This window comes from Colwellia meonggei (genome assembly GCF_057537295.1).
The window spans coordinates 736,347-758,177 of record NZ_BAAJLZ010000001.1 but is presented as its reverse complement, the minus strand read 5'-3'; the positions used below and the strand labels follow the sequence as shown (position 1 = coordinate 758,177).

The following is a 21,831-nucleotide window of genomic DNA, read 5'->3' as shown; positions in this document are numbered from 1 at the left end:
TTACTTCTCCAACACATTTACAGAGCTACCATCACGTAATTTCAAAGCACCTTCAATAACCACTTCTGTCCCTGAGCCAAGCCCGCCAAGCACTTCAACAAAACCGTGATGGCGGCGACCAATAGTAAGTTGCTTTTTCAGAGCTTTTCCTGCTTCAACAACAAAAACAAAGTGATCATCTTCAATCGGTATCACAGCACTTTCCGGCACTTGCAATATTTGCTCAACATTACGAATTATTTGAATATTTAATAACATACCAGCACGTAATTTATGGTCACTATTTGGGATTTCTGCTCGTACTTTTAACGTACGGGTAACACTATCAATGCGAGAATCTATTGAGGTTACTTTGCCAAGAAATACTTGCTCGTTATAAGCGATATTAGTTGCTTCGATTGGCTGGCCAACCGAGACAGTTGTTAAGTAGCGTTCAGGAATAGAAAAATCTACTTTAATGGTATTTAAATCATCTAAGCTGGTAATAACATCCCCAACATCAATTAACGCACCTATGCTAATTTCACGAAAACCTAACATGCCTGAGAAAGGCGCTTTAATGGTTAAATCATTTAATTTAATTTTTGCGCTAAGTAACTGTGCTGAAATAGCTTTTGTTTTTGCTTCTTGCTGGTCAACAATTGATTTTGACGTCGCTTTTTTTGTGAAAAGGTCTTGAAAACGATTTAGCTGCGCGACTGATTCTGCCAAATTTGCTTCTAACTCCTTAACTTTCGCTGCTTCCTCTCGGCTGTTTAACCGCACTAAAATATCGCCTTTTTTGACAATATCGCCATCTTGGAAAGAAATATCATCAACCAAGTCAGAATATTTACTCGTGATTAATACCTGCTCATTTGCTCGTGCCGTACCAATCGCTTCAACAGAATCTTTAAATGCTGCTTGGGCAATAACCGCTGTTTTTACTGACACAACGCGTTGGTGCTTTGCTTTAGCAGTTACCGATTCAGGCCACTGCAAATACACAACAAGTGCAAGCAAAACACTAACCAATAACAATAAAGGTAAACGGCGACTAAAAGCAGAAGACATAAATAAAAACTCTCTAAATTTGCGAAAAATTTCAATGCTATTACTATATCTTAGATAGTGAAACAGCTCGATACAGCTTAGCTTAGGATTTGCCGCTTTGGTCGCAAATTAGAAAAATAATTAACTTTGTGATTAATAAGATATAATTTAGATATACACATACCAAATGACAAATACCTTCAATTCGGTATTGCATCATTTTTTACATTTTAAGGACGGAACTCGTGAAAATTATTGCCTCAATTATTGTTGTTTTATTGCTGCTAAGTGGTGGTGCCCTTTGGTTTCTAGCTGGCGGCTCACTGAATGATTTTATTAAAAATCAAATTGAAACAGTTGGTACTCAAGTAACTGAACAAGCTGTTACAGTTAAAGCGGTTGATATTAAACTTACTAGCGGTGCTGGTAGTATTTTAGGTATCAATCTAGCAAATCCAAAAACATACAGCCAACCTAACGCCTTTTCATTAGGTGAAGTGACTTTAGATATCAACCTTGAAAGCTTAACCTCATCGCCAATTGTAATTGACGCGATTGTCATTAAATCACCACAAGCTTTTGTACAGATGACCCAAACTGGTGGTTCAAATATTCAAGAGATATTAGACGCGATAGAACGCAATACCCCTAAAGGTGAAGCACAAACCGTCGATAAAGAATCAGCGCCAGCATCAAGTACCGAAGAACCAAAAATTAAAGTGAGCAAAATTGTTTTAGCTGGCACGTCTTTATCATTAGACTTAAGCGCTTTTGGCAATAAAGAACATAGTGCGACACTACCAGACATTACTTTGAGTAATGTTGGCGGTGAAGCCGGTTTACCTGCTAGTCAATTAGGTAGTGAAATAGTAAAACAAGCATTATCAAATATTTGGAAGCAAGCAAAAGCAACTCAAAAGAAAAAGCTAACTGACGATGCAAAAGACAAGTTAAAAGAAAAAGCGAAGAAAAAATTAACTGAATTATTCGGTTAATAGCCAAGGTTCGCTTTATTGTCCTCAGCTGAGACCTTTTTTGGTTAAGCTGAGGCTATAAAAAAATAATAAACTTAAGGCCCCTGTAATGAATTCAAATACTTTATTAAAACCTGTTACGCTCGTTTGTGGTTTGTTTGTTGCTAATGCTGTCACCGCAAGTGAGTTTGAAATTAGTGTTATGGCGGGTCAAATGTATGGCTCAGATCTTATTGCCTCTGACAATACTGATATTAGCGTGGACTCTGGTAGCAATATTGCCATAGGGCTGGCATGGCAAGCCGATATTAATGGCCAAGGGCAAGTTTTACTCAACCGAGTTAGTCATGATTTTACCGGCGAGAACGCGCTCAAGTCATCTTTAGATATTACTTATGCACACTTCAACGGTGTTGCGCTGTTTCGTCAAGAAAATTACGTCACCACTATGAGCCTGGGACTTGGTGGTGGCTACTTTGATGCTGAGCATGGTGGAGAAGAATTATATCCATCCGCGAGTATTTCTTTTGGCACTCGTTATGAATTTTCCGATAATATAGCGCTAGTAACTGAACTGCGTGCTTACGCCAGTTTAATTGATGAAGATGATGCTATATTTTGTCAGCAAGAAATTTGTAGTGCCAAATTTGAAGACTCACTCTGGATAGACAGTGCGATATCTGTGGGAATTGCCGTAAAGTTCTAGGTAAAACTATACAAAACTTTCCTGCCAGTGTTAGTTACGGGCAAACTTGGCAGGTTTCTCTAAGCCCTTTTAGTAAAGTCGAGGAAAAACATGGCTTCGTCCATTCAACAACTTATTAGTATTACCGATACCCAAGGAAATTTTAGTTATATTAATGACGCTTATGCCGACGCTATAGGAATTGAGCAAACTGATATCAATAATTGCCGTCAGCAACATTACTTCCATCAAGATATGCCAAAAAATATTATTGAGGAAATTAATCAAACGCTTGCAAAAGGCTTCTCATGGCAAGGGCTAATTCAATTTAAAAATAGTAATAACCAAGCGGTATGGCTTGATGCCTTTATAACTCCTCAGTACCAAAATGAAAAAATTATCGGCTTCCAATCAATTGCCACCATAGCTAAACCTGATCTTGTTGCTCGAGCAAGTAATATTTATGGCGCTATTCGCGAAAACAAAACTTGGGCAAATATAGAAATTTCAAAAAACCAAAAATTTGCCTTTTTGTTAACAATAAGTGCAATTGCCCAGTACTTTATTTTTACTCGCTTTGGCCTCTATCATTCTATTTTTGCAGCCATATGTGCTGCAACGCCAGTGCTAGTATTTTGGCAAGACATCATACCTACAGCCATGCGTGCACAACGCATGCAATCTATGTTTGATTCACAGTCCCGCAAAGTATACTTTGGTGGCGGCACAGCCAGTATATTTGATTTTAATTTCGCCATGTTAAAAGCAAAATTACGTGCCATTATCGAACGGACATTAGATACCGCAAAACCTATCAATGCCGTAATGGCAAACGTTAATGAAGGAATCAGCAATACACGAGAAAACCTAACCAGTCAGCAAAGCGCTGTTGAGCAGCTCAGTCATGCAATGCGCGAAATGCAAACCACTACGACTGAGATTTCTGCTAATGTCGTGACTGCTGCTGGCGACTTAGATGAAACATTTTCTCAGTGTGAACAAGCGCAACAAGGAATATTTTCAACCACAGATAAAATTAAAGCACTGGCAAATGATATTGATCAAGCATCGTCTTCTGCCGATAGCCTGACACAGTCTGCTAATAACGTCAGTGGCCTAATGGAAGAAATACAGTCAATTGCCGACCAAACTAACTTATTAGCTTTAAACGCGGCGATTGAAGCCGCCCGTGCCGGAGAGCATGGCCGAGGCTTTGCTGTAGTTGCTGACGAAGTTCGTAATTTATCATCTCGAACACAAGATTCTGCAGAAAAAATTCATCAACGCTTATCTGTGATGCTAGAAACCATAGAGCAATGGGTTGCGCTGATGCTAAAAAACAAAGACGAAGCACAGCTTTGCGTTGATATAGCTGAAAGCTCCAATGGTAAAATTGCCGATGTTGTTGACCGAGTGCAAAAAGTCACTGATGTTGCCAATCAAATCGCAACGGCTACAGAGCAACAAAGCGTTACGTCGGTTACGATTAATGAACACGTTGAAGAAGTGCATCAAGCAATTGAAAAAACCTGGGCACAAACTGACTTAGTCACAGAAGAAATGAGCAATTTATCTGCTAGTGTCAACGACATTAGTAATGTTGCCAGTACTTTTGTACCACCGAAAAAATAATAGCGAAAATGGCTGGTTTTTCATCATAGCAATAAAAGTCAGCCTTTTCTTTCCACCGCTAAATATTAATTTTTCACCCGAAAAAGAATCTAACCAGTGCAATAATCTACATCATAACAACAATATTTAAGCACTAGTTCCAACCAAAAAACGATAAAAGTAACCTTGTACTGCTACCAAATACGTAACCAGCTATTGAATTTGGCACATAATTGATTAATATCACTTTCAATAGAGAAAACACAAAAACACAACATATTGTGTTTAATTTTGACCTGAGTCACAATATAGGCGTTACACTATTGTAAGGTTCAGCAATTTTTATATCATCGTTACACTTCTTTACTAACGATAACTAAAAAACTGTCATGACCGAGTCAACAATAAAATTAAAAAGCACTACCGTATATAATAATCAGAATCCAACTACTGACCACCTTCCGCTGCAAGCTGCATCTTTCGACATTTGGGATAAAAAATATCGCCTTAAAGACAAGCATGGCAACAACCAAGAAAAGAATGTTACCGACACCTTTGCTCGCGTTGCAAAAGCCTTAGCGGCGATAGAAAGCAAAGATCAAAAACAGTGGCAAAAGAAATTTATTTGGGCGATGGAATCTGGTGCGTATCCCGCAGGGCGTATTATTTCAAATGCGGGTGCTGAAAAGTTCAAACCTGCAACATCAACCATTAATTGTACCGTATCAGGCACAATTGAAGACTCTATGACAGGTATTTTAAGCCGTGTCCATCAAGCGGGATTAACACTAAAAGCCGGCTGTGGTATCGGTTATGAGTTTTCAACACTAAGACCCAGTGGCGCTTACGTTGCTGGCGCAGGGGCAACGACTTCAGGTCCTATGTCGTTTATGGATATCTACGACAAAATGTGCTTTACCGTTAGCTCTGCTGGTGGTCGACGTGGTGCACAAATGGGGGTGTTTGATATTTCCCACCCTGATGTTAAAGAATTTATTTTAGCAAAGCGTGAAGACGGGCGATTACGTCAATTCAACTTATCGTTATTGATCAGTGATGACTTTATTAACGCAGTGAAAAATGATCAGGAATGGCCATTAAATTTCCCATTGACGCAAAAAGAGGTCAAGTCAGACAGCATAGACCTAAACGATAGCAATATAGTGCTATTTAAAAGTAATCACTATTCGGATGAATTTATTAAAAGCCATGATTATATTTTAAATAAACAAGGTCAAATTGCCTGCAAAATTTACAGCACAATTCCGGCGCAAAGGCTCTGGGATATGATCATGAGTAATACTTTTGATTATGCCGAGCCTGGATTTTTATTGATTGATCATGCCAATGACATGAATAACAACTGGTTTTGTGAGCAGCTACGCGCTAGTAACCCTTGCGGCGAGCAAATATTACCACCTCACGGCGCCTGTCTTTTAGGCTCGATCAACTTAGTTAAATTCGTGCAGCAACCATTTTCTCAGCAAGCAAGCTTTGATTGGGAGAAATTTAGAGAAGTCACAAAAGTCTTTACACGCATGTTAGATAACGTGGTTGAAATTAACGGCCTACCACTTGAAGAACAACGATTAGAAATTCAAAACAAACGCCGACACGGCATGGGCTATCTAGGCCTAGGCTCTGCACTTACCATGTTAAAAATGCCTTACAATAGCCCTGAAGCTGTCGCATTTACTGAAGAAGTATCAAAAGTACTGGCAATTACTGGTTGGCAAGAAGCGTTAAATTTAGCGAAAGAAAAAGGCCCTGCGCCAATTTTACAACAAAGCTTTATTGTTGACCAAGCTATGCTAAACAAACGTCCGGAAATGATAAATGATGGCATTAAGGTTGGCGACAGCATTAAAGGCTCAGTATTACACGCTAAATATAGCCGCTATATGCAAAGAGTTGCCCAAGAGCAACCAGAATTAGTTGAGCAATTAGCTAAAGTAGGTGCAAGGTTTACCCATCACACTTCAATTGCGCCAACTGGCACACTAGCCTTAAGTTTAGGCAACAATGTTTCTAATGGTATTGAGCCAAGTTTTGCCCATGAATATCATCGCAATATTATTCGAGAAGGTAAAAAATCCAAAGAATCGGTTGCGGTTTCGAGCTATGAATTATTAGCGTTTCGCCAAGCAATTAACCCCGAAGCTGAGGCCTATGCAATTGAAGGTGAAAATAAGCTTCCAACCTACTTTACGGTAAGCGATACCATTAGTCCTGAAGAGCATGTTGATATTCAGGCAGCAGCTCAATACTGGATAGATTCATCCATATCAAAAACCATCAATATTCCAACAGACTTTGACTATGAGAATTTCAAAAACATTTACCTTTATGCTTACGACAAAGGCTTAAAAGGTTGTACAACATTTCGTTTTAACCCTGAAGTTCACCAAGGTGTGTTAGTAAAAGAAACCGATTTAGAAAAGGTGGAATACGAGTTCACGCTTGCGGATGGCACAATCATCACCGCCAAAGGAAATGAAGAAATTCAATACGACGGTGAAGTACATACCGCCGCCAACTTACATGACGCACTAAAAGAGGGCTACTACGGCAAACTTTAGTAGAGAACATTCTAGTAATGCAAATAGCAAAGCAATAACAATATTGGAAAAAACATGAAAGAAATTAACCAAAATATTACCGCAGCCAAAGTAAAAATTGAGAGCCCTGAAGTTTTAAATAATGCTGACAATGAAGTAAAGGCAACAGTCAATTTAACCGAGAAAACTCAACGTCCGGAAATGCTTGTTGGCTCAACTTATAAAATCAAACCGCCAGTATCAGATCACGCCTTATATATTACCGTCAATGACATTTTATTGAATCAAGGTACCGCAGAGGAAGTTAGGCGCCCTTTTGAAGTTTTCGTAAATTCGAAGAATATGGAGTTTTACTCATGGATAGTAGCGCTAACTCGTGTTATTTCCGCAGTATTTCGCAAAGGTGGCGACTGTACATTTCTGGTTGAAGAACTAAAAGCCGTATTTGACCCAAAAGGTGGTTATTACCAACGTGGGACCGGAATATTTATGCCTTCAGTTGTTGCCGATATAGGCCACGTGATAGAAACACACTTAAAAACACTAGATATGCTACCTAAAAGTGAAATTGATACCCATCAGCAAGCTTATCTAAAGCAGAAACAACAAGCAGCGGCAACAGAAGAAGAAAATCATCATCTTAACTTTCCCGCCATCGCAAGTAGTTGTAAAAAGTGTCATCAAAAATCGGTAGTGCTATTAGATGGTTGTTCAACGTGCCTTAATTGCGGTGACTCTAAATGTGGTTAATAACCACCTAAATTACAGTTGATAAAAACAAAAAATCGCACAAAGTGAAACAATGTGCGATTTTTTAATTTATTGCCGTATTAAAACGTTAAAGCATTGCAGAAATGTCAGCCGCGATTGAAACTTTTGGCCTTTCTACTATGCGACCAATTTCCTTGTTATTTAGGTAAACAACAAATGTTGGCGTGTATTTAATAGCATGACTTTTTGCTGAGCCATTTGGCTCTGACTTTTCATAATCAAGAGCAATTAATCGAGTTGAAAGTTGGGTATTTTCAGCAATAAGTTTCAAAAATCGTGGTACTTCTCGCTGGCTATCGTGGCACCAAGTGCCAAAATAAACATCAATATGTAAATCATCCGGCCAAGCATTGACGGCAGCCATATCACCTTCAGATACGTTAAACGCCTGATAACTATTTTTAAATGATTTATGCTTAGTTAATACTTGCTGTTGGTTCACTTCACCAGACAGCATAGATGCTTTTTCAACATGGCTATTAGCGCAAGCCGACACGGTTGCAAGAATAATCATACTCAATAAAATTACCGCAAATGTTCTCATTTCATTCCTTGTTATTATTTTAGCTATTAATGCTTTTTAAGTTGATCCGCTTTTATCAACATTGCCTTACTTTCTTGCAAGAAAATATCAGCGTAATCGCCAAACCAGTCAGCAACTTGCGAAAACATAGTAGTAAAAGCATCTTTATCATTTAGCTGTACGTCTTCTAATAATTCTAAAAATCGATATGCGAAGCGTTTCATCATAGCAATATTGTCTTGATTGGCAAAAATTATATCAGTGTAAAGCACAGGATCTTGTGCAAATAAGCGACCAACCATAATTAGCTCTAAACGATAAATCGGTGAGCTCATTTCCACTAGCTGGGAAATATCAGCCCCTTCTGTCATTAAGTGATAACCATAGGCGATAGTTGAAAAGTGACGCATCACTTGAACCATCGACATCGCTTGATCATGCGCATGCGCTTCGACCGGATAAATTTTTGCTCCCCATACTTGAAACTGCTCTAGTAGCCAATGGTACTTTTCTGGGAATCTTCCCTCACAAGCAATAATAGTTTGTTTCACTAAGCCAGTAACATCAGGACCAAACATCGGATGCAAACCTACAACCGGACCGGCATGCACTTTCATCATTTCATACAGTGGCGCTTCTTTAATACTCGTCACATCCGCTAAAATACAATCATCAGGTAAATTACTTAACTTTTGAATAACCATTGCAGTTAAACGAATAGGCACGGCTACTATCACTAAGCTTGCATCTTTTAACAGCTGTTCACTATTCGGCCAATCAGCTTTTTCTAAAACCTGCACTTGATAGTTAGAACGGTTAAATAGATCGACAAATATTTGCCCTAACTGCCCTTGCCCGCCAATTATTACCACTTGCTTACATTTTTCATTAACGGAACGATAGCCACTAGCGTCTTGACTAACGTATGAGTCTTGCATTAAACGGCGAAGAATATCTTCGATTAGCTCAGGCGAAAGCCCTGCATCAATGGCTTGCTTCCGTCGAACTTTCAATAAACTTGCTTCTCGCTCTGGCGCGAAAATCGGCATGCCTACTTCACTTTTTAACTGGCCAACTTTAGTCGTAACAGCGCGACGCTTTTTAAGTAGTGCAACTAACTGGCTATCGAGCTCATCAATTTCATCACGTAATTGGCCTAATTGTTGATCAAATGTAGACTTATCTTTCATTACGTTTATATCGCCTTATTTAATACGGTTCTTTAGTGTTACTTCAAGTTTAGTACTTGCCGCTGAAATTAATTGCTCAGTAGCGGCAAAATCAATACAGGCGTCTGTTACAGAAACCCCATATTCAAGTTGTTCAAAGGGTAAGTTTGCACTTTGATTACCAGCATTAATATTACTCTCTAACATAATACCAATGATAGATTTATTACCCTCACAAATTTGATTGAAAACATTATCTGCTACTAAAGGTTGGCGGCGGTAGTCTTTATTAGAGTTTCCATGTGAACAATCAATAACAATACCCGGCTCTAAATTTTGCTTTGCCAACTCTTGTTCACACACGGCAACATTAACCGAATCATAGTTTGGCTGCTTGCCGCCACGTAAAATAACATGGCCATCAGGGTTGCCTGAGGTTTTGATGAGTGCCACTTGCCCTTGGCGATTAATCCCCATAAAACGATGCGATGACGCCGCAGACTGAAGAGCATTGATAGCCACGTCAAGGCCGCCATTGGTGCCATTTTTAAAGCCAATTGGCATTGATAAGCCACTTGCCATTTCACGATGGGTTTGTGACTCTGTGGTACGAGCGCCTATAGCAGACCAACTAAAAAGTTCTGCTAAGTACTGCGGACTAATAGGGTCAAGTGCTTCGGTTGCCAATGGTAAGCCAAGTTCTGTTAGGTAAATTAATAATTCACGAGCTTTACGCAAGCCACTTTCAACATCAAATGAGCCATTCATATCAGGATCATTGATTAGGCCTTTCCAACCTACGGTAGTTCGTGGTTTTTCAAAATAAACTCGCATCACTATGTATAAACTATCTTGATACTTGTCATGTAACACTTTTAATTGTCGTGCATAAGCTTTTGCTGCATCTACATCGTGTACCGAGCAAGGCCCAGTAATAACGAGTAAACGGTGATCTTTTTTGTGAATGATATTGGCAATGATATTACGTGCATCTTTAACAAATACTCTACCAGCTTCTGGTAGCGGCAATTCGTCTCTTAAGGCGTCTGGGGTAATTAAAACCTCTTCCGCATTAACATGAATATCGTTAAGCCGACTTTTTACAAGCGTGCCTGTAACTGATTTTTGGGATGACATGGTACTTTCCTGAATGTTGAATACTAACTTGAAAATTGAATGTGTAACGTAACCGTTATTTCTAACTGTAAATAACGGGGCTAGGCAAGTGACTAGCTAAAGTATGGGAGGTAATAATATCGATATCGTTGATAGAACATTTCTTAAAACTTCTTACTGTAAACTTTAATTTACTCAATTTGTACTAAATATCTTACACTGATAATTATCTAAGGTATAGCCCCTGAGATAAAATTTTTGTATAAAAAAAGCGCCAAAAGGCGCTTAATAACTTTCTTACTATGTAACTAGCTGTTAGCTGTGAACAATACGATTATTCACTAAATGATCAACAACTGCAGGCTCTGCCAAAGTTGAGGTATCACCTAAAGTATCTAAATCATTCTCGGCAATTTTACGCAGTATGCGACGCATTATTTTACCTGAGCGAGTTTTTGGTAGCCCTGGTGCATATTGAATATAATCAGGCTTGGCAAAACGGCCTAGCTCTTTGGCAACAAATTCAGTTAATTCAGTAAGTAACTCTTCAGATTCGGTGGCACTACTCATTAATGTTACGTAAGCATAAACCCCTTGCCCCTTAATTTCATGCGGGTAACCTACCACAGCAGCTTCGGCAACTGCTGGATGCAGCACTAAGGCACTTTCAATTTCAGCGGTACCTAAGCGGTGACCAGAAACATTTAGCACATCATCAACACGACCTGTGATCCAATAAAAGCCATCTTCATCACGTTTTGCACCATCACCGGTAAAGTAGTTACCAGGGTATTGGCTTAAATAAGTTTGATAGAAACGATCGTGGTCGCCATAAACGGAGCGTAACTGACCCGGCCAGCTTCCCGTCATCATCAATAGCCCCTGGTTTTCACCTTCAAGTGTATTGCCGTCTTTATCGAATAATGCCGGTTTAACACCAAAAAATGGCTTACCTGCCGCGCCTGGCTTCATATCTACGGCACCCGGTAATGATGTTATCAAAATGCCACCAGTTTCAGTTTGCCACCAAGTATCAACAATTGGACATTTACTTTTACCAATAACCTCGTAATACCAATGCCATGCTTCTGGATTAATAGGCTCGCCAACCGTACCAAGAATACGCAATGATGATAAATCAGCACTTTCAACAAAGCTGTCGCCAACACTCATTAATGCTCGAATAGCAGTAGGAGCGGTATAAAACACATTAACTTGATGCTTATCACACACTTGCCAAAATCGACCAGCATCTGGATAAGTAGGCACGCCTTCAAAAACTAACGTTGTAGCACCATTAGCTAATGGGCCGTAGAAAATATAAGAATGTCCAGTGATCCAACCAGCATCAGCAGTACACCAATAAACTTCATCGTCTTTATAATCAAAAACATATTTATGCGTCATCGCGGCATACAATGAATAACCACCACAGGTATGAAGAACCCCTTTCGGCGTACCTGTTGAGCCAGATGTATAAAGAATAAAGAGTGGATCTTCAGCATCCATAACTTCTGGTTCACAGGCAGCAGGGAATTTAGCAACCTCTTGCTGGTAATTCACATCAATTTTGTCATTCCAAGCCACATCACCACCAGTACGTTCCACAACAATCACTGAATGAACATTTGGGCACTCTGTAATTGCTGCATCAACATTGGCTTTTAATGGGATTACACGACCACCACGTAAACTTTCATCCGCAGTAATTACCACTTGGCAATCAGCATCGGCAACGCGAGCACGAATTGATTCTGTCGAAAAACCACCAAAAACTACAGAGTGAACCGCACCTATACGAGCACAAGCTAGCATTGCATAGCCAACTTCAGGGATCATTGGCATATAAATACACACACGATCACCTTTTTTCACACCACGAGCTTTTAATAAGTTTGCAAATCGGCATACATGATCATGTAACTCTTGGTAGGTTATATTTTTATCTTCACTTGGATCGTCACCTTCCCAGATAATCGCAGTATCATTTGCTTTAGTCACCAAATGACGATCAATACAGTTATAGCTTACATTTAATTTCCCGCCTGAAAACCATTTAATATCTGCAGATTTAAGGTCAACATCGGTAACGCTGTTCCAAGGCTTATACCAATCAAGAAACTTATCAGCTTGCTCAGCCCAGAATGTTTCAGGCGCTTCGATTGATTGCTTGTACATAGCATCATAAGTTGCAGCATCAATGTGTGTATGAGCTTTAGCCTGCTCTAATACGGGATAACGGCTTTTTAATTCTTGCATGTTAAAATCCTTGATTTCCTAATATCTGATGGCTTGTTGATACGGTGAAAATTAAGCTCCGTTCAACTATTATTCTATTTTTAAGTTAGCAACATCATAGCCTAAGTTTTTGCGCTGTAATACACCACTAAAGTCGAATATTAATGAATTATTTATATCAATCTAATTTAAGCGTTAGATTACAGTAGCATTAAAGCAAGCAAATGACAACGCTGTCATTTGCTTGTAAAGATATATTAGTTCAATTATTTTAGCTAGTAACTTGATAAAAAGTTTATTACCGAAAACAAAAAAACCTGTGCGGTTGCCCACACAGGTTTTCTCAAGCTTGGAAATAATCTTCTAATTAAAGAAAGATTATTTTTTTGCCAACTTCTCTTTGATACGTGCAGAACGACCTGAACGCTCACGAAGATAGTAAAGCTTAGCTTGACGTACATCACCGCGACGTTTGACTTCAATTGAGTCAACGATTGGGCTATGTGTCTGGAATACACGCTCTACACCAACACCGTTTGAAATTTTACGAACAGTGAATGCAGAATTGATGCCGCGGTTTTTAACAGCGATTACAACACCTTCAAATGCTTGAAGACGTGATTTATCACCTTCTGTAACTTTTACTTGTACCACAACAGTATCACCTGGTGCATATGCTGGTACATCTTGCTTCATTTGTTCAGCTTCAAGCTGCTTAATAATATTACTCATAATACCTTCTTCCTAGGGTTCACAGTCATCAGCAGCATTTTCACTATCAGCCTTTATAGCTGTTAACATTTTTTGCTGCTCTGCTGTCAGAGCTAGGTTAGTTAATAATTCCGGTCTTCTAGTCCAAGTTCTTTCTAAAGACTGATATTGGCGCCATTGCCTAATATGTTCGTGATTACCACTTAATAGCACTTTTGGAACAGAAGCAGTTTCATTTTCAGAAACTTCCATTACCTCAGGCCTAGTGTAGTGAGGACAATCCAATAAACCGTCAGAAAATGAATCCTGCTCAGCTGATTGTTGATGTCCCAATACTCCGGGCACAAAACGTGCTACGGCATCAATTACGTTCATCGCTGGTAGTTCCCCACCACTTAAAACATAATCACCGACCGACCATTCTTCATCGATATCCGATGCAATAAGCCGTTCGTCAATACCTTCATAACGTCCTGCAATAAATATCAGTCGGTCATGCTGTGCTAATTCGCGTACACCAGCTTGGTCCAATTTTCGTCCTTGCGGCGACAAATAAATAACCTTAGCTTTTTTACCATCAACTTCCGCAGCTTTTCTTGCAGCATGAATGGCATCTCGTAACGGTTGCACCATCATAAGCATGCCTGGGCCGCCGCCATAAGGTCGGTCGTCCACAGTGCGATGTTTATCATGAGTAAAATCTCTTGGGTTCCACTTGTGAAACTCAATTAACCCATTACGAATCGCTCGGCCTGTCACCCCATACTCGGTAATCGCGTCAAACATTTCAGGAAAAAGGCTTATCACCCCAATCCACATTTTCTTATCGCTAAGAATGTTTGTTAACTCACTACTACTCAAGTTAGAAGCCTGGGTCCCAGTCAACACAAATTTGTTTATTTTCTTTACTAACCGAAAGAATAACTTGGTCCATTAAGTAAGGAATTAACCTTTCTTTTTTACCAAAGCCATCTTTAAGATTAGCCTTAACAACCAATACATCGTTAGCGCCTGTTTCCATGATATCGGAAACCTGACCTAGGTCGTAACCTTTATCAGTAATAACAGTCATGCCCATAAGATCTCGCCAATAGAAGTCACCTTCTGGTAATTCCACTAACGCCTCTTCGTTAACAAATATTTCTGAACCGACAAGCTTTTGAGCAATATCACGATCATCTATACCTGCAACTTTGACCACAAGACCATTGTTATGTTTGCGCCAATCGGTAATTTCTACTGATTGCTTATTATTTCCTAATTTTAATGACCAAGGAAAATAGTCAAGTATGGCTTCAGAATCATCTGTAAATGAATGTATTTTCAACCAACCTTTGATGCCGTAGACTGCGCCTACTTTACCTAAGGTGACTTCTTTACCAATAACTTCCACAAATAACTCCTTTGACCTACCAGATTAATTAAGCTGCTTTTTGAGCATCTTTAACTAACTTGGCCACACGATCAGATACAGTTGCACCTTGACCAACCCAATGGTTGACACGGTCTAGGTCTAAACGTAATTTTTCCGCTTGACCTTGTGCTGTAGGGTTGAAGAAACCAACTTTCTCGATGAAACGACCATCGCGAGAGTTACGGCTATCTGCAACAACAACCTGATAGAATGGACGCTTCTTAGCGCCGCCACGAGCTAAACGAATGGTAACCATATCGTCCTCTATATAATTTAAGTGTTAAAACGAATTTTCCAGACATTTCCTGTCGACCAAGCGACAGAAAAGCTCGCGTATTCTACGCTTTTTGACCAACAAATCAACCTTATTAGTTGTTGTTATCATAAATTGTTCAATATTCAGCGTTTTTCATTCAGTAAATGTTTAGGTTTCTACACAAAACAAATTACCACAATATTTTCGTATGCTAATTGCCTATTCGGCTATATAATCCCGCGCTTTCAAAAGATGCAGCACAGTACTCTTTATCTAACTTCGCTTTATATAAGCAGGAATATCAATGACACAAGTTGCCAACAGCAGCGTAAAAGGATTAATGCTGGCACTGACCACTGCCATTATGTGGGGATTATTACCCTTGGCGCTAAAATCAGTATTAACCTTAATGGATGCCTATACCATTACTTGGTACCGTTTTATTTTTGCTGCATTTTTTGTTGGCTTATTATTATTGACGAAAAGACGCATTCCATTATCAATAGTGTCACACCCTAAAAGATTAAAACGTTTGTTTTTCGCAGCAGTATTTTTAAGTTTAAATTATATTTTCTACCTTAGCGCTTTACACTTTGTACCAGCAGAAACAGCGCAAATGCTAATACAAATGGCACCATTTTTAATGATTGTTGGCGGTGTGATTTTTATTAAAGAACACTTTAGTCGTGGGCAAATGGTCGGTTCAGTAGTATTAATCAGCGGGCTGATATTATTCTTTAATCAGCAATTTATTGCTAATGTCGGTTTAGGTAACGATGCATTTATTACTGGCTTTTTCATTATGTTAGCAGCAGCAACAACCTGGGCAGCATATGCTATTATCCAAAAAAAGATGTTGCGCTATTACAGCTCAAATCAGGTGATGTGGTGTATATATTTATCAAGCACTTTATTCTTTTTGCCTTTAGCAACTCCAAGCCAAATAACATCGTTAAATATTAGTGCGTTGTTACTACTGCTTTTTTGTTGTGCGAATACTTTAATTGCTTACGGTACTTTTGCTAAATCACTTGAGTATTTACCAACGGCCAAGGTCAGTGCGACATTAGCAATAACCCCCTTGCTCACCGTAATATTTGCTACGATAGCTGAATATTGCTGGCCACAGCACTTTCAAGCTCAACATTTAAATATGTTAGCGTATATTGGCGCTGGCTTTGTTGTACTGGGCTCAATGTTAACAGCACTTGGTGATAAAATATTAAGTAAAAAAAATATCCAAGCCATTAAACGTTATTTGTTATTATCTAAATAATTTCGCATTACTTAAGTGATATTTTCAAAACATAAAAAAAGCAGCTTAAGCTGCTTTTTTTTTATCGTTATGATAATTGATTAACGACCAAACATACCGCCGCCCATGCCACCCATTCCGCCGCCACCAGGAGGCATCATACCTTTCATTGAGCGCATCATTTTCTTCATGCCACCTTTGCCTGACATTTTCTTCATCATTTTTTGCATTTGGGTAAACTGTTTCAATAATTTGTTCACGTCTTGAATTTGAGTACCTGAACCCGCAGCTATGCGACGCTTACGAGAGCCTTTAATAATTTCTGGGCGCTGGCGTTCAGCTGGGGTCATTGAATTGATCATGGCTTCCATTCGAATAGTCACTTTATCATCCATTTGACCTTTCATTTGTTCTGACATATTGCCCATACCAGGCAATTTGTCCATCAAGCCCATCATGCCACCCATGCTTTTCATTTGTACTAACTGATCACGGAAGTCTTCTAAGTCAAAGCCTTTACCTGTTTTAACTTTTTTAGCAAGTTTCTCTGCTTGCTTACGATCAACCTTTTGCTCTACTTCTTCGATTAAAGAAAGAACGTCGCCCATGCCCAAAATACGTGAAGCAATACGATCAGGGTGAAAAGGCTCTAATGCTTCAATTTTCTCACCAACACCCATAAACTTAATTGGCTTGCCGGTAATATGACGGATAGATAAGGCAGCACCACCACGAGCGTCACCATCAGTTTTAGTTAAGATAACCCCAGTGAGAGGCAAAGCATCGTTAAATGCTTTAGCAGTATTAGCCGCATCTTGACCTGTCATTGCATCGACAGTAAACAGCGTTTCAATTGGATTGATTGCCGAATGTAGCTCTTGAATTTCAGCCATCATGTCGCCGTCAATATGCAAACGACCAGCAGTATCAACAATTAGCACATCAAAGAAGTTTTTCTTAGCGTGATCAATTGCAGCATTAGCAATATCAATTGGTTTTTGCTTTATATCACTTGGGAAAAAGCCAACATTAATTTCATTAGCTAAAGTTTCAAGTTGTTTGATAGCGGCCGGACGGTAAACATCAGCACTGACCACTAGCACCTTTTTCTTTTCACGTTCTGTTAAAAATTTAGCTAACTTTGCAACAGAGGTAGTTTTACCGGCACCTTGTAAACCGGCCATTAAAACTACCGCAGGAGGCGTGGCTTTTAAGTCAAGTGCTTCATTGACTTCACCCATAGCAGCTTCAAGTTCTGTTTGTACTATTTTTACGAAAACTTGCCCAGGCGTTAAGCTTTTTGAAACATCCTGGCCAACAGCACTTTCTTTAACTTTGGCAATAAACTCACGAATGACAGGCAAAGCAACATCTGCTTCTAATAATGCCATACGTACTTCACGCAACGTATCTTTAATATTGTCTTCGGTAAGGCGACCACGGCCACTGATATTTTTTAACGTTTTCGTTAAACGATCGGAAAGATTTTCAAACATGGATGACTCTAGTAATAGCTATACGCAAAAAATTGCCTCTATTATACCCGTACAAATAATTAGCGAAAGTAGAAGTTGTGCTTTTAGAATAATGACGCAATTTGATAAAGCAATAGATAAGAAAGAAAAAAGCTGGCATACAGATCAATATTCGCAAAAAAAACTATGGTAAACTGCTGTTAATTACATCACTTTTGGAATAAGTGTGAGTACTTTCATTTTATTTTTTGACAATTTACTGCAATTAAGTGCAGAGGCTAGTCCTTGGTTAATACTGGGGTTGTTAATTGCCGGCTTAATGAAAGCTTGGGTGCCTAGTAAAATTTTAAGCCGCCACCTAGGGCACGGTAACAAAGCAATTGTTAAAGCTGCTTTAATTGGTGCCCCATTGCCATTATGTTCTTGCGGCGTTATTCCAGTGGCTACAGAGTTAAGACGTTCAGGTGCATCAGCTCCAGCAACATCAGCATTCTTAGTAGCAACGCCAGAAACAGGTGTTGACTCAGTTTCGGTATCTTACGCATTATTAGGTCCAATTTTGGCCATATATCGTCCTATAACGGCAATTTTATCGGCAATTTTCACGGGGATTCTCGTCGCAAGTTCGAAAACTGCAGTTACAACTTCAACGCATAGTAACCAAAGCCAAGCAAGCAGTTGTTGCGCCAAGAAATCAGCCGAAGCTAAAGCTAAGGCAATAGAACAAGAGCAAAAAGCGAGTTCTTGTTGTGCCAGTAAAGTACAACAAAAAAACGACACTATCCTGGTAAAAACACTGGCAGGTGTTCGTTACAGTGCAACGCAATTAGTCGACGATTTAATTAAGTGGTTATTAGTGGGTTTGTTATTCGCCACTATTGTTCGCACTTTTGTCCCAGAATCATTTTTATTAAGTTACGGTAGTGGCCTTGGCGCAATGTTAGTTATGATTGCCATGTCAATCCCTATGTATATTTGTGCAACGGCTTCAACACCTATCGCCGCCGGTTTTATTTTAGCGGGTATATCACCAGGTACCGCTTTAGTCTTTATGATGGCAGGACCAGCAACCAATATTTCAACACTAGGTGTCATTAAAAATGAAATGGGTAGCTCAGTATTAGTGAAATACTTACTCGGTATTGGCATTTCAGCTATTGCTTTCGGTCTACTCTTAGACTGGGGCTTAAACTATTTTATGATAGATATTAGCCAGCAAATGCAGCACAGCCATGAAATATTACCTTATTGGTTTGGTTTAACATGTGCAGCTATATTAGTTTTCTTAGGCATTAAACCAATACGTAAACTATTGATATAAATACAAGCATAGTGATGGTCTCTGGCCTTTAATCTGCTAGAATCGCGTCACTAGCTAAGCTTATTTAGTTAACTTATGGACAGTTTTTAATTTTTTCGGAGCTCTTTGTGGAATTTTCAAGTATCAGTTCATTTACTGCCTTTGTCTGTTATAGCCTGGCAACACTCTCAATTTTGTCTCGTTTATTCCACCCCAAAGGGCCTAACTTAGTTATCACACTAATTTTTGCTTGTTTAGCGATTATTTTTCACGCCTTGAGTAATTCTCAATTTCTTTTTAGCGATAATAACCTAAACTTTTCTTTACCTAATGTGGTCTCGCTAGTCAGCTTAGTAATCACCTTAGTCATTTCAACCGTAGCCTTACGCTTTAAAGTAAACTTATTACTGCCAGTTATTTATGGCTTTGCCGGCCTTTGGCAACTTAGTATGATTTTTATTTCGCCAATGGGAAATATGGAAATTGTTGCCGATAAACTTGCGATGCTAAGCCATATAACATTAGCTTTAGTTGCTTATTGTATTCTAGTAATTGCGACACTATACGCCTTTCAGGTTGCCTACATTAATATGAAATTAAAAAGCAAAAACTTACAGGCGGTGAATCAACTGCCGCCATTAATGCAAGTTGAACGACAACTGTTTAGCATTCTATTAATTGGTAGTGTTTGTTTATTGGCCAGTCAAATTCTAGGTTTTGTTTTTTTAGAAGGCATGATCTCCAAGGAAAATGCCCATAAAACTATTTTATCGCTTATAGCCTGTAGCTTATATTTCATAACATTGTGGGGACACTTCAAGCAAGGCTGGCGTGGTCAACGTGTTTTATCGCTTACCGTTATTGCCACATTTATCTTAACCTTAGCCTATTTCGGCAGCCGATTTGTGAAAGAATTTCTCTTATTATAAGTTTTAAGGTATAAGTTAGTTTTATTACCCGTCGCGATACAATATCAAGATTAACCGACGGCTTTGATCAATTAAAATAGGATCCCATTTTTGGATAACATCTCAACAGATATGCTTTTTGTCATTCTCGGCATACTAATATTCATATCTGCGTACTTTTCTGGCTCTGAAACCGGCATGATGTCGATTAACCGTTATCGATTAAAGCACTTGGAAAAACAGAATCACCGCTCTGCTAAACGAGTCGGCCAGTTACTAAAACGCCCAGATCGGTTAATCGGTTTAATTTTAATCGGCAATAACCTTGTTAACATTGCTGCATCAGCAATAGCTACAATTATTGGCATTCGTTTTCTAGGTGATGTTTATGGTGTTTTAGCAGCGACAATTATCTTAACTTTAGTTATTTTAATTTTTGCCGAAGTTACACCTAAAACGTTAGCGGCGTTATACCCAGAAAAAGTTGCTTTTCCAAGCTCAATAATTTTATCTTTATTACTTAAGGTTCTATTCCCGCTTGTTATTGCTGTTAATTGGATCACCAATGGCATATTAGCCATGATAGGCATTAGTTCAGAGCAACGTGAACAGCACAGTTTGAGTTCAGAAGAACTACGAACAGTGGTAAATGAATCTGGTGCGATGCTGAAATCGCAAGATCAAGATATGTTAGTAAGTATCTTAGATTTAGAAAAAGTTACAGTTGAAGATATTATGATACCGCGCAATGAATTAGTCGGTATTGATATCAACGAAGATTGGAAGCGTATTCAAAAACAACTAACTCAATCAACACACACCCGCGTATTGCTTTATCGTGACAATATTGATGACGTGGTTGGTTATGTTCATATGCGTGATGCTTTAAGGTTAGTATCAAAAGGCCAATTTACTAAAGCAACGTTATTACGCGCAGTACGCGAGTTATATTTTATTCCAGAAGGAACACCACTGAATGTTCAACTGTTAAAATTTCAACGTGCAAAAGAGCGTTTAGGGCTTGTAGTCGATGAATACGGAGACATTCAAGGCTTAGTTACCCTAGAAGATATTCTTGAAGAAATTGTTGGTGATTTCACCACAACAATGACACCAACCACCAGCGATGAAGTTAATGTGCAACCAGACGGTAGCTATTTAGTCGATGGCAGCGCAACCGTGCGCGACATTAATAAAGAAATGACCTGGAGTTTTCCAACCGATGGTCCTAAAACTATTAATGGGATGATTTTAGAATACTTAGAAGATATTCCGGAAGCGAACTTAAGTGTTAGGATCGCCGGCTATCCGCTAGAGATCATTGAAGTAAAAGATAACATGATCAAAACCGTTAGGATCTTACCTGAGCTCTATGACGGTGAAGTTACTGAGAGCTAATTTAGCAAGTATATCTCCCACCAAACAACGAAGCACTGCATCTAATCGCAGTGCTTTTTATTTGTCATTAGAATTTTAGATTTTTGCCAATTAAAGCCAATTTATCTACTTGGCATGATCATTTGTATCAGATCTTGCTCAAAACTAGTGTTCACATATTGATAAACTTCAACTTCCGGACATTAATTCACGCTAGAACTAGTGCTAAAGATCGTCTTTAAACGAAGATTAAAGTCACTTTCTAGTATTTAGCGCTTAAAAATGATTAATTTCTTTGATTTTGTGGATAGAACTTTAATCATTGAAAGTTAATAACAAAGTTATACACAGGTTTAGATCTAAGGATCAAGTTTCCACAATTTCTGTGGATAACAAATGCAAGCCCTATTCCTATTAGGCTTTGTGTTTTGCAAACAATTTTTAATAAAAATATGAAG

General features: G+C 38.9%; 20 protein-coding genes. 10 read left to right on the top strand and 10 right to left on the bottom strand.

The window, feature by feature from the left end; translation table 11 throughout:
• The gene (locus AC27E9_RS03375) at window positions 1-1,053 is read right to left on the bottom strand and encodes an efflux RND transporter periplasmic adaptor subunit (protein WP_487127250.1); all 1,053 of its coding nucleotides are present in this window, start codon (window positions 1,051-1,053) and stop codon (window positions 1-3) included.
• Between the two features lie 224 nt (window positions 1,054-1,277).
• Between AC27E9_RS03375 and AC27E9_RS03370 the strand changes: the two genes are divergently transcribed.
• From AC27E9_RS03370 to AC27E9_RS03350, 5 genes are all read left to right on the top strand, one after another.
• Window positions 1,278-2,027 (top strand): AsmA family protein, encoded by a 750-nt coding sequence (locus AC27E9_RS03370; RefSeq protein ID WP_487127249.1) that lies wholly within the window; start codon window positions 1,278-1,280, stop codon window positions 2,025-2,027.
• A gap of 88 nt (window positions 2,028-2,115) precedes the next feature.
• Window positions 2,116-2,712, top strand: coding sequence for a hypothetical protein (locus AC27E9_RS03365; RefSeq protein WP_487127247.1), 597 nt, complete (start codon window positions 2,116-2,118; stop codon window positions 2,710-2,712).
• A 90-nt stretch (window positions 2,713-2,802) separates the two neighbouring features.
• The gene (locus AC27E9_RS03360) at window positions 2,803-4,323 is read left to right on the top strand and encodes a methyl-accepting chemotaxis protein (protein WP_487127245.1); all 1,521 of its coding nucleotides are present in this window, start codon (window positions 2,803-2,805) and stop codon (window positions 4,321-4,323) included.
• 368 nt (window positions 4,324-4,691) lie between these two features.
• Window positions 4,692-6,881, top strand: coding sequence for an adenosylcobalamin-dependent ribonucleoside-diphosphate reductase (locus tag AC27E9_RS03355; RefSeq protein WP_487127243.1), 2,190 nt, complete (start codon window positions 4,692-4,694; stop codon window positions 6,879-6,881).
• 54 nt (window positions 6,882-6,935) lie between these two features.
• On the top strand, window positions 6,936-7,610 hold the full coding sequence (locus tag AC27E9_RS03350; RefSeq protein ID WP_487127241.1) for a TSCPD domain-containing protein: 675 nt from the start codon (window positions 6,936-6,938) through the stop codon (window positions 7,608-7,610).
• A gap of 88 nt (window positions 7,611-7,698) precedes the next feature.
• On the opposite strand, the gene AC27E9_RS03345 is transcribed toward AC27E9_RS03350, so the two are convergent.
• The 8 genes from AC27E9_RS03345 to rpsP all read right to left on the bottom strand — a co-directional run bounded on the left by AC27E9_RS03345 (window position 7,699) and on the right by rpsP (window position 15,058).
• The gene (locus tag AC27E9_RS03345; RefSeq protein WP_487127239.1) at window positions 7,699-8,175 is read right to left on the bottom strand and encodes a thioredoxin family protein; all 477 of its coding nucleotides are present in this window, start codon (window positions 8,173-8,175) and stop codon (window positions 7,699-7,701) included.
• 26 nt (window positions 8,176-8,201) lie between these two features.
• Complete coding sequence (tyrA, locus tag AC27E9_RS03340) at window positions 8,202-9,344, bottom strand: bifunctional chorismate mutase/prephenate dehydrogenase (RefSeq protein ID WP_487127237.1); 1,143 nt, start codon at window positions 9,342-9,344, stop codon at window positions 8,202-8,204.
• A 15-nt stretch (window positions 9,345-9,359) separates the two neighbouring features.
• Window positions 9,360-10,460 carry a 3-deoxy-7-phosphoheptulonate synthase gene (locus tag AC27E9_RS03335; RefSeq protein WP_487127235.1) on the bottom strand — a complete coding sequence of 367 codons (1,101 nt, stop codon included), beginning with the start codon at window positions 10,458-10,460 and terminating at the stop codon, window positions 9,360-9,362.
• Window positions 10,461-10,754: 294 nt separating this feature from the next.
• Complete coding sequence (gene acs / locus AC27E9_RS03330) at window positions 10,755-12,698, bottom strand: acetate--CoA ligase (RefSeq protein WP_487127233.1); 1,944 nt, start codon at window positions 12,696-12,698, stop codon at window positions 10,755-10,757.
• A gap of 357 nt (window positions 12,699-13,055) precedes the next feature.
• Window positions 13,056-13,409 (bottom strand): 50S ribosomal protein L19, encoded by a 354-nt coding sequence (rplS, locus tag AC27E9_RS03325; protein ID WP_487127231.1) that lies wholly within the window; start codon window positions 13,407-13,409, stop codon window positions 13,056-13,058.
• A 12-nt stretch (window positions 13,410-13,421) separates the two neighbouring features.
• Complete coding sequence (trmD, locus tag AC27E9_RS03320; protein ID WP_487128275.1) at window positions 13,422-14,207, bottom strand: tRNA (guanosine(37)-N1)-methyltransferase TrmD; 786 nt, start codon at window positions 14,205-14,207, stop codon at window positions 13,422-13,424.
• 43 nt (window positions 14,208-14,250) lie between these two features.
• A complete protein-coding gene (rimM, locus tag AC27E9_RS03315) occupies window positions 14,251-14,781 on the bottom strand; it encodes a ribosome maturation factor RimM (RefSeq protein ID WP_487127229.1) in 531 nt (176 codons plus the stop codon).
• 28 nt (window positions 14,782-14,809) lie between these two features.
• On the bottom strand, window positions 14,810-15,058 hold the full coding sequence (gene rpsP, locus AC27E9_RS03310; protein WP_077286254.1) for a 30S ribosomal protein S16: 249 nt from the start codon (window positions 15,056-15,058) through the stop codon (window positions 14,810-14,812).
• Between the two features lie 304 nt (window positions 15,059-15,362).
• On the opposite strand from rpsP, the gene AC27E9_RS03305 reads away from it, so the two are divergent.
• Window positions 15,363-16,334, top strand: a complete 972-nt coding sequence (locus AC27E9_RS03305; protein WP_487127227.1) for a DMT family transporter — start codon at window positions 15,363-15,365, stop codon at window positions 16,332-16,334.
• 80 nt (window positions 16,335-16,414) lie between these two features.
• Here AC27E9_RS03305 and ffh read toward each other — a convergent pair whose 3' ends face one another.
• Window positions 16,415-17,809: a signal recognition particle protein gene (gene ffh / locus AC27E9_RS03300; RefSeq protein WP_487127225.1), complete on the bottom strand. Its 1,395-nt coding sequence runs from the start codon at window positions 17,807-17,809 to the stop codon at window positions 16,415-16,417.
• Here ffh and AC27E9_RS03295 point away from each other — a divergent pair.
• The 4 genes from AC27E9_RS03295 (at window position 17,808) to AC27E9_RS03280 (ending at window position 21,394) form a co-directional block, all read left to right on the top strand.
• The gene (locus AC27E9_RS03295; RefSeq protein ID WP_487127224.1) at window positions 17,808-17,981 is read left to right on the top strand and encodes a hypothetical protein; all 174 of its coding nucleotides are present in this window, start codon (window positions 17,808-17,810) and stop codon (window positions 17,979-17,981) included. The two genes, ffh and AC27E9_RS03295, sit on opposite strands and share 2 nt — an antisense overlap.
• 33 nt (window positions 17,982-18,014) lie before the next feature.
• Window positions 18,015-19,109, top strand: coding sequence for an SO_0444 family Cu/Zn efflux transporter (locus AC27E9_RS03290; RefSeq protein ID WP_487127222.1), 1,095 nt, complete (start codon window positions 18,015-18,017; stop codon window positions 19,107-19,109).
• A 107-nt stretch (window positions 19,110-19,216) separates the two neighbouring features.
• Window positions 19,217-20,017: a cytochrome C assembly family protein gene (locus tag AC27E9_RS03285; protein WP_487127220.1), complete on the top strand. Its 801-nt coding sequence runs from the start codon at window positions 19,217-19,219 to the stop codon at window positions 20,015-20,017.
• 90 nt (window positions 20,018-20,107) lie between these two features.
• Window positions 20,108-21,394, top strand: a complete 1,287-nt coding sequence (locus tag AC27E9_RS03280) for an HlyC/CorC family transporter (protein WP_487127218.1) — start codon at window positions 20,108-20,110, stop codon at window positions 21,392-21,394.
• The last annotated feature ends 437 nt before the right edge of the window (window positions 21,395-21,831 follow it).

Coding starts and splice junctions, on each gene's coding strand:
- AC27E9_RS03375 (WP_487127250.1), bottom strand. CDS start 1,053: ATGTCTTCTGCTTTTAGTCGCCGTTTACCTTTATTGTTATTGGTTAGT.
- ffh (WP_487127225.1), bottom strand. CDS start 17,809: ATGTTTGAAAATCTTTCCGATCGTTTAACGAAAACGTTAAAAAATATC.
- rpsP (WP_077286254.1), bottom strand. CDS start 15,058: ATGGTTACCATTCGTTTAGCTCGTGGCGGCGCTAAGAAGCGTCCATTC.
- AC27E9_RS03295 (WP_487127224.1), top strand. CDS start 17,808: ATGGATGACTCTAGTAATAGCTATACGCAAAAAATTGCCTCTATTATA.
- trmD (WP_487128275.1), bottom strand. CDS start 14,207: ATGTGGATTGGGGTGATAAGCCTTTTTCCTGAAATGTTTGACGCGATT.
- AC27E9_RS03355 (WP_487127243.1), top strand. CDS start 4,692: ATGACCGAGTCAACAATAAAATTAAAAAGCACTACCGTATATAATAAT.
- acs (WP_487127233.1), bottom strand. CDS start 12,698: ATGCAAGAATTAAAAAGCCGTTATCCCGTATTAGAGCAGGCTAAAGCT.
- AC27E9_RS03345 (WP_487127239.1), bottom strand. CDS start 8,175: ATGAGAACATTTGCGGTAATTTTATTGAGTATGATTATTCTTGCAACC.
- AC27E9_RS03365 (WP_487127247.1), top strand. CDS start 2,116: ATGAATTCAAATACTTTATTAAAACCTGTTACGCTCGTTTGTGGTTTG.
- rplS (WP_487127231.1), bottom strand. CDS start 13,409: ATGAGTAATATTATTAAGCAGCTTGAAGCTGAACAAATGAAGCAAGAT.
- tyrA (WP_487127237.1), bottom strand. CDS start 9,344: ATGAAAGATAAGTCTACATTTGATCAACAATTAGGCCAATTACGTGAT.
- AC27E9_RS03350 (WP_487127241.1), top strand. CDS start 6,936: ATGAAAGAAATTAACCAAAATATTACCGCAGCCAAAGTAAAAATTGAG.
- AC27E9_RS03335 (WP_487127235.1), bottom strand. CDS start 10,460: ATGTCATCCCAAAAATCAGTTACAGGCACGCTTGTAAAAAGTCGGCTT.
- AC27E9_RS03360 (WP_487127245.1), top strand. CDS start 2,803: ATGGCTTCGTCCATTCAACAACTTATTAGTATTACCGATACCCAAGGA.
- AC27E9_RS03305 (WP_487127227.1), top strand. CDS start 15,363: ATGACACAAGTTGCCAACAGCAGCGTAAAAGGATTAATGCTGGCACTG.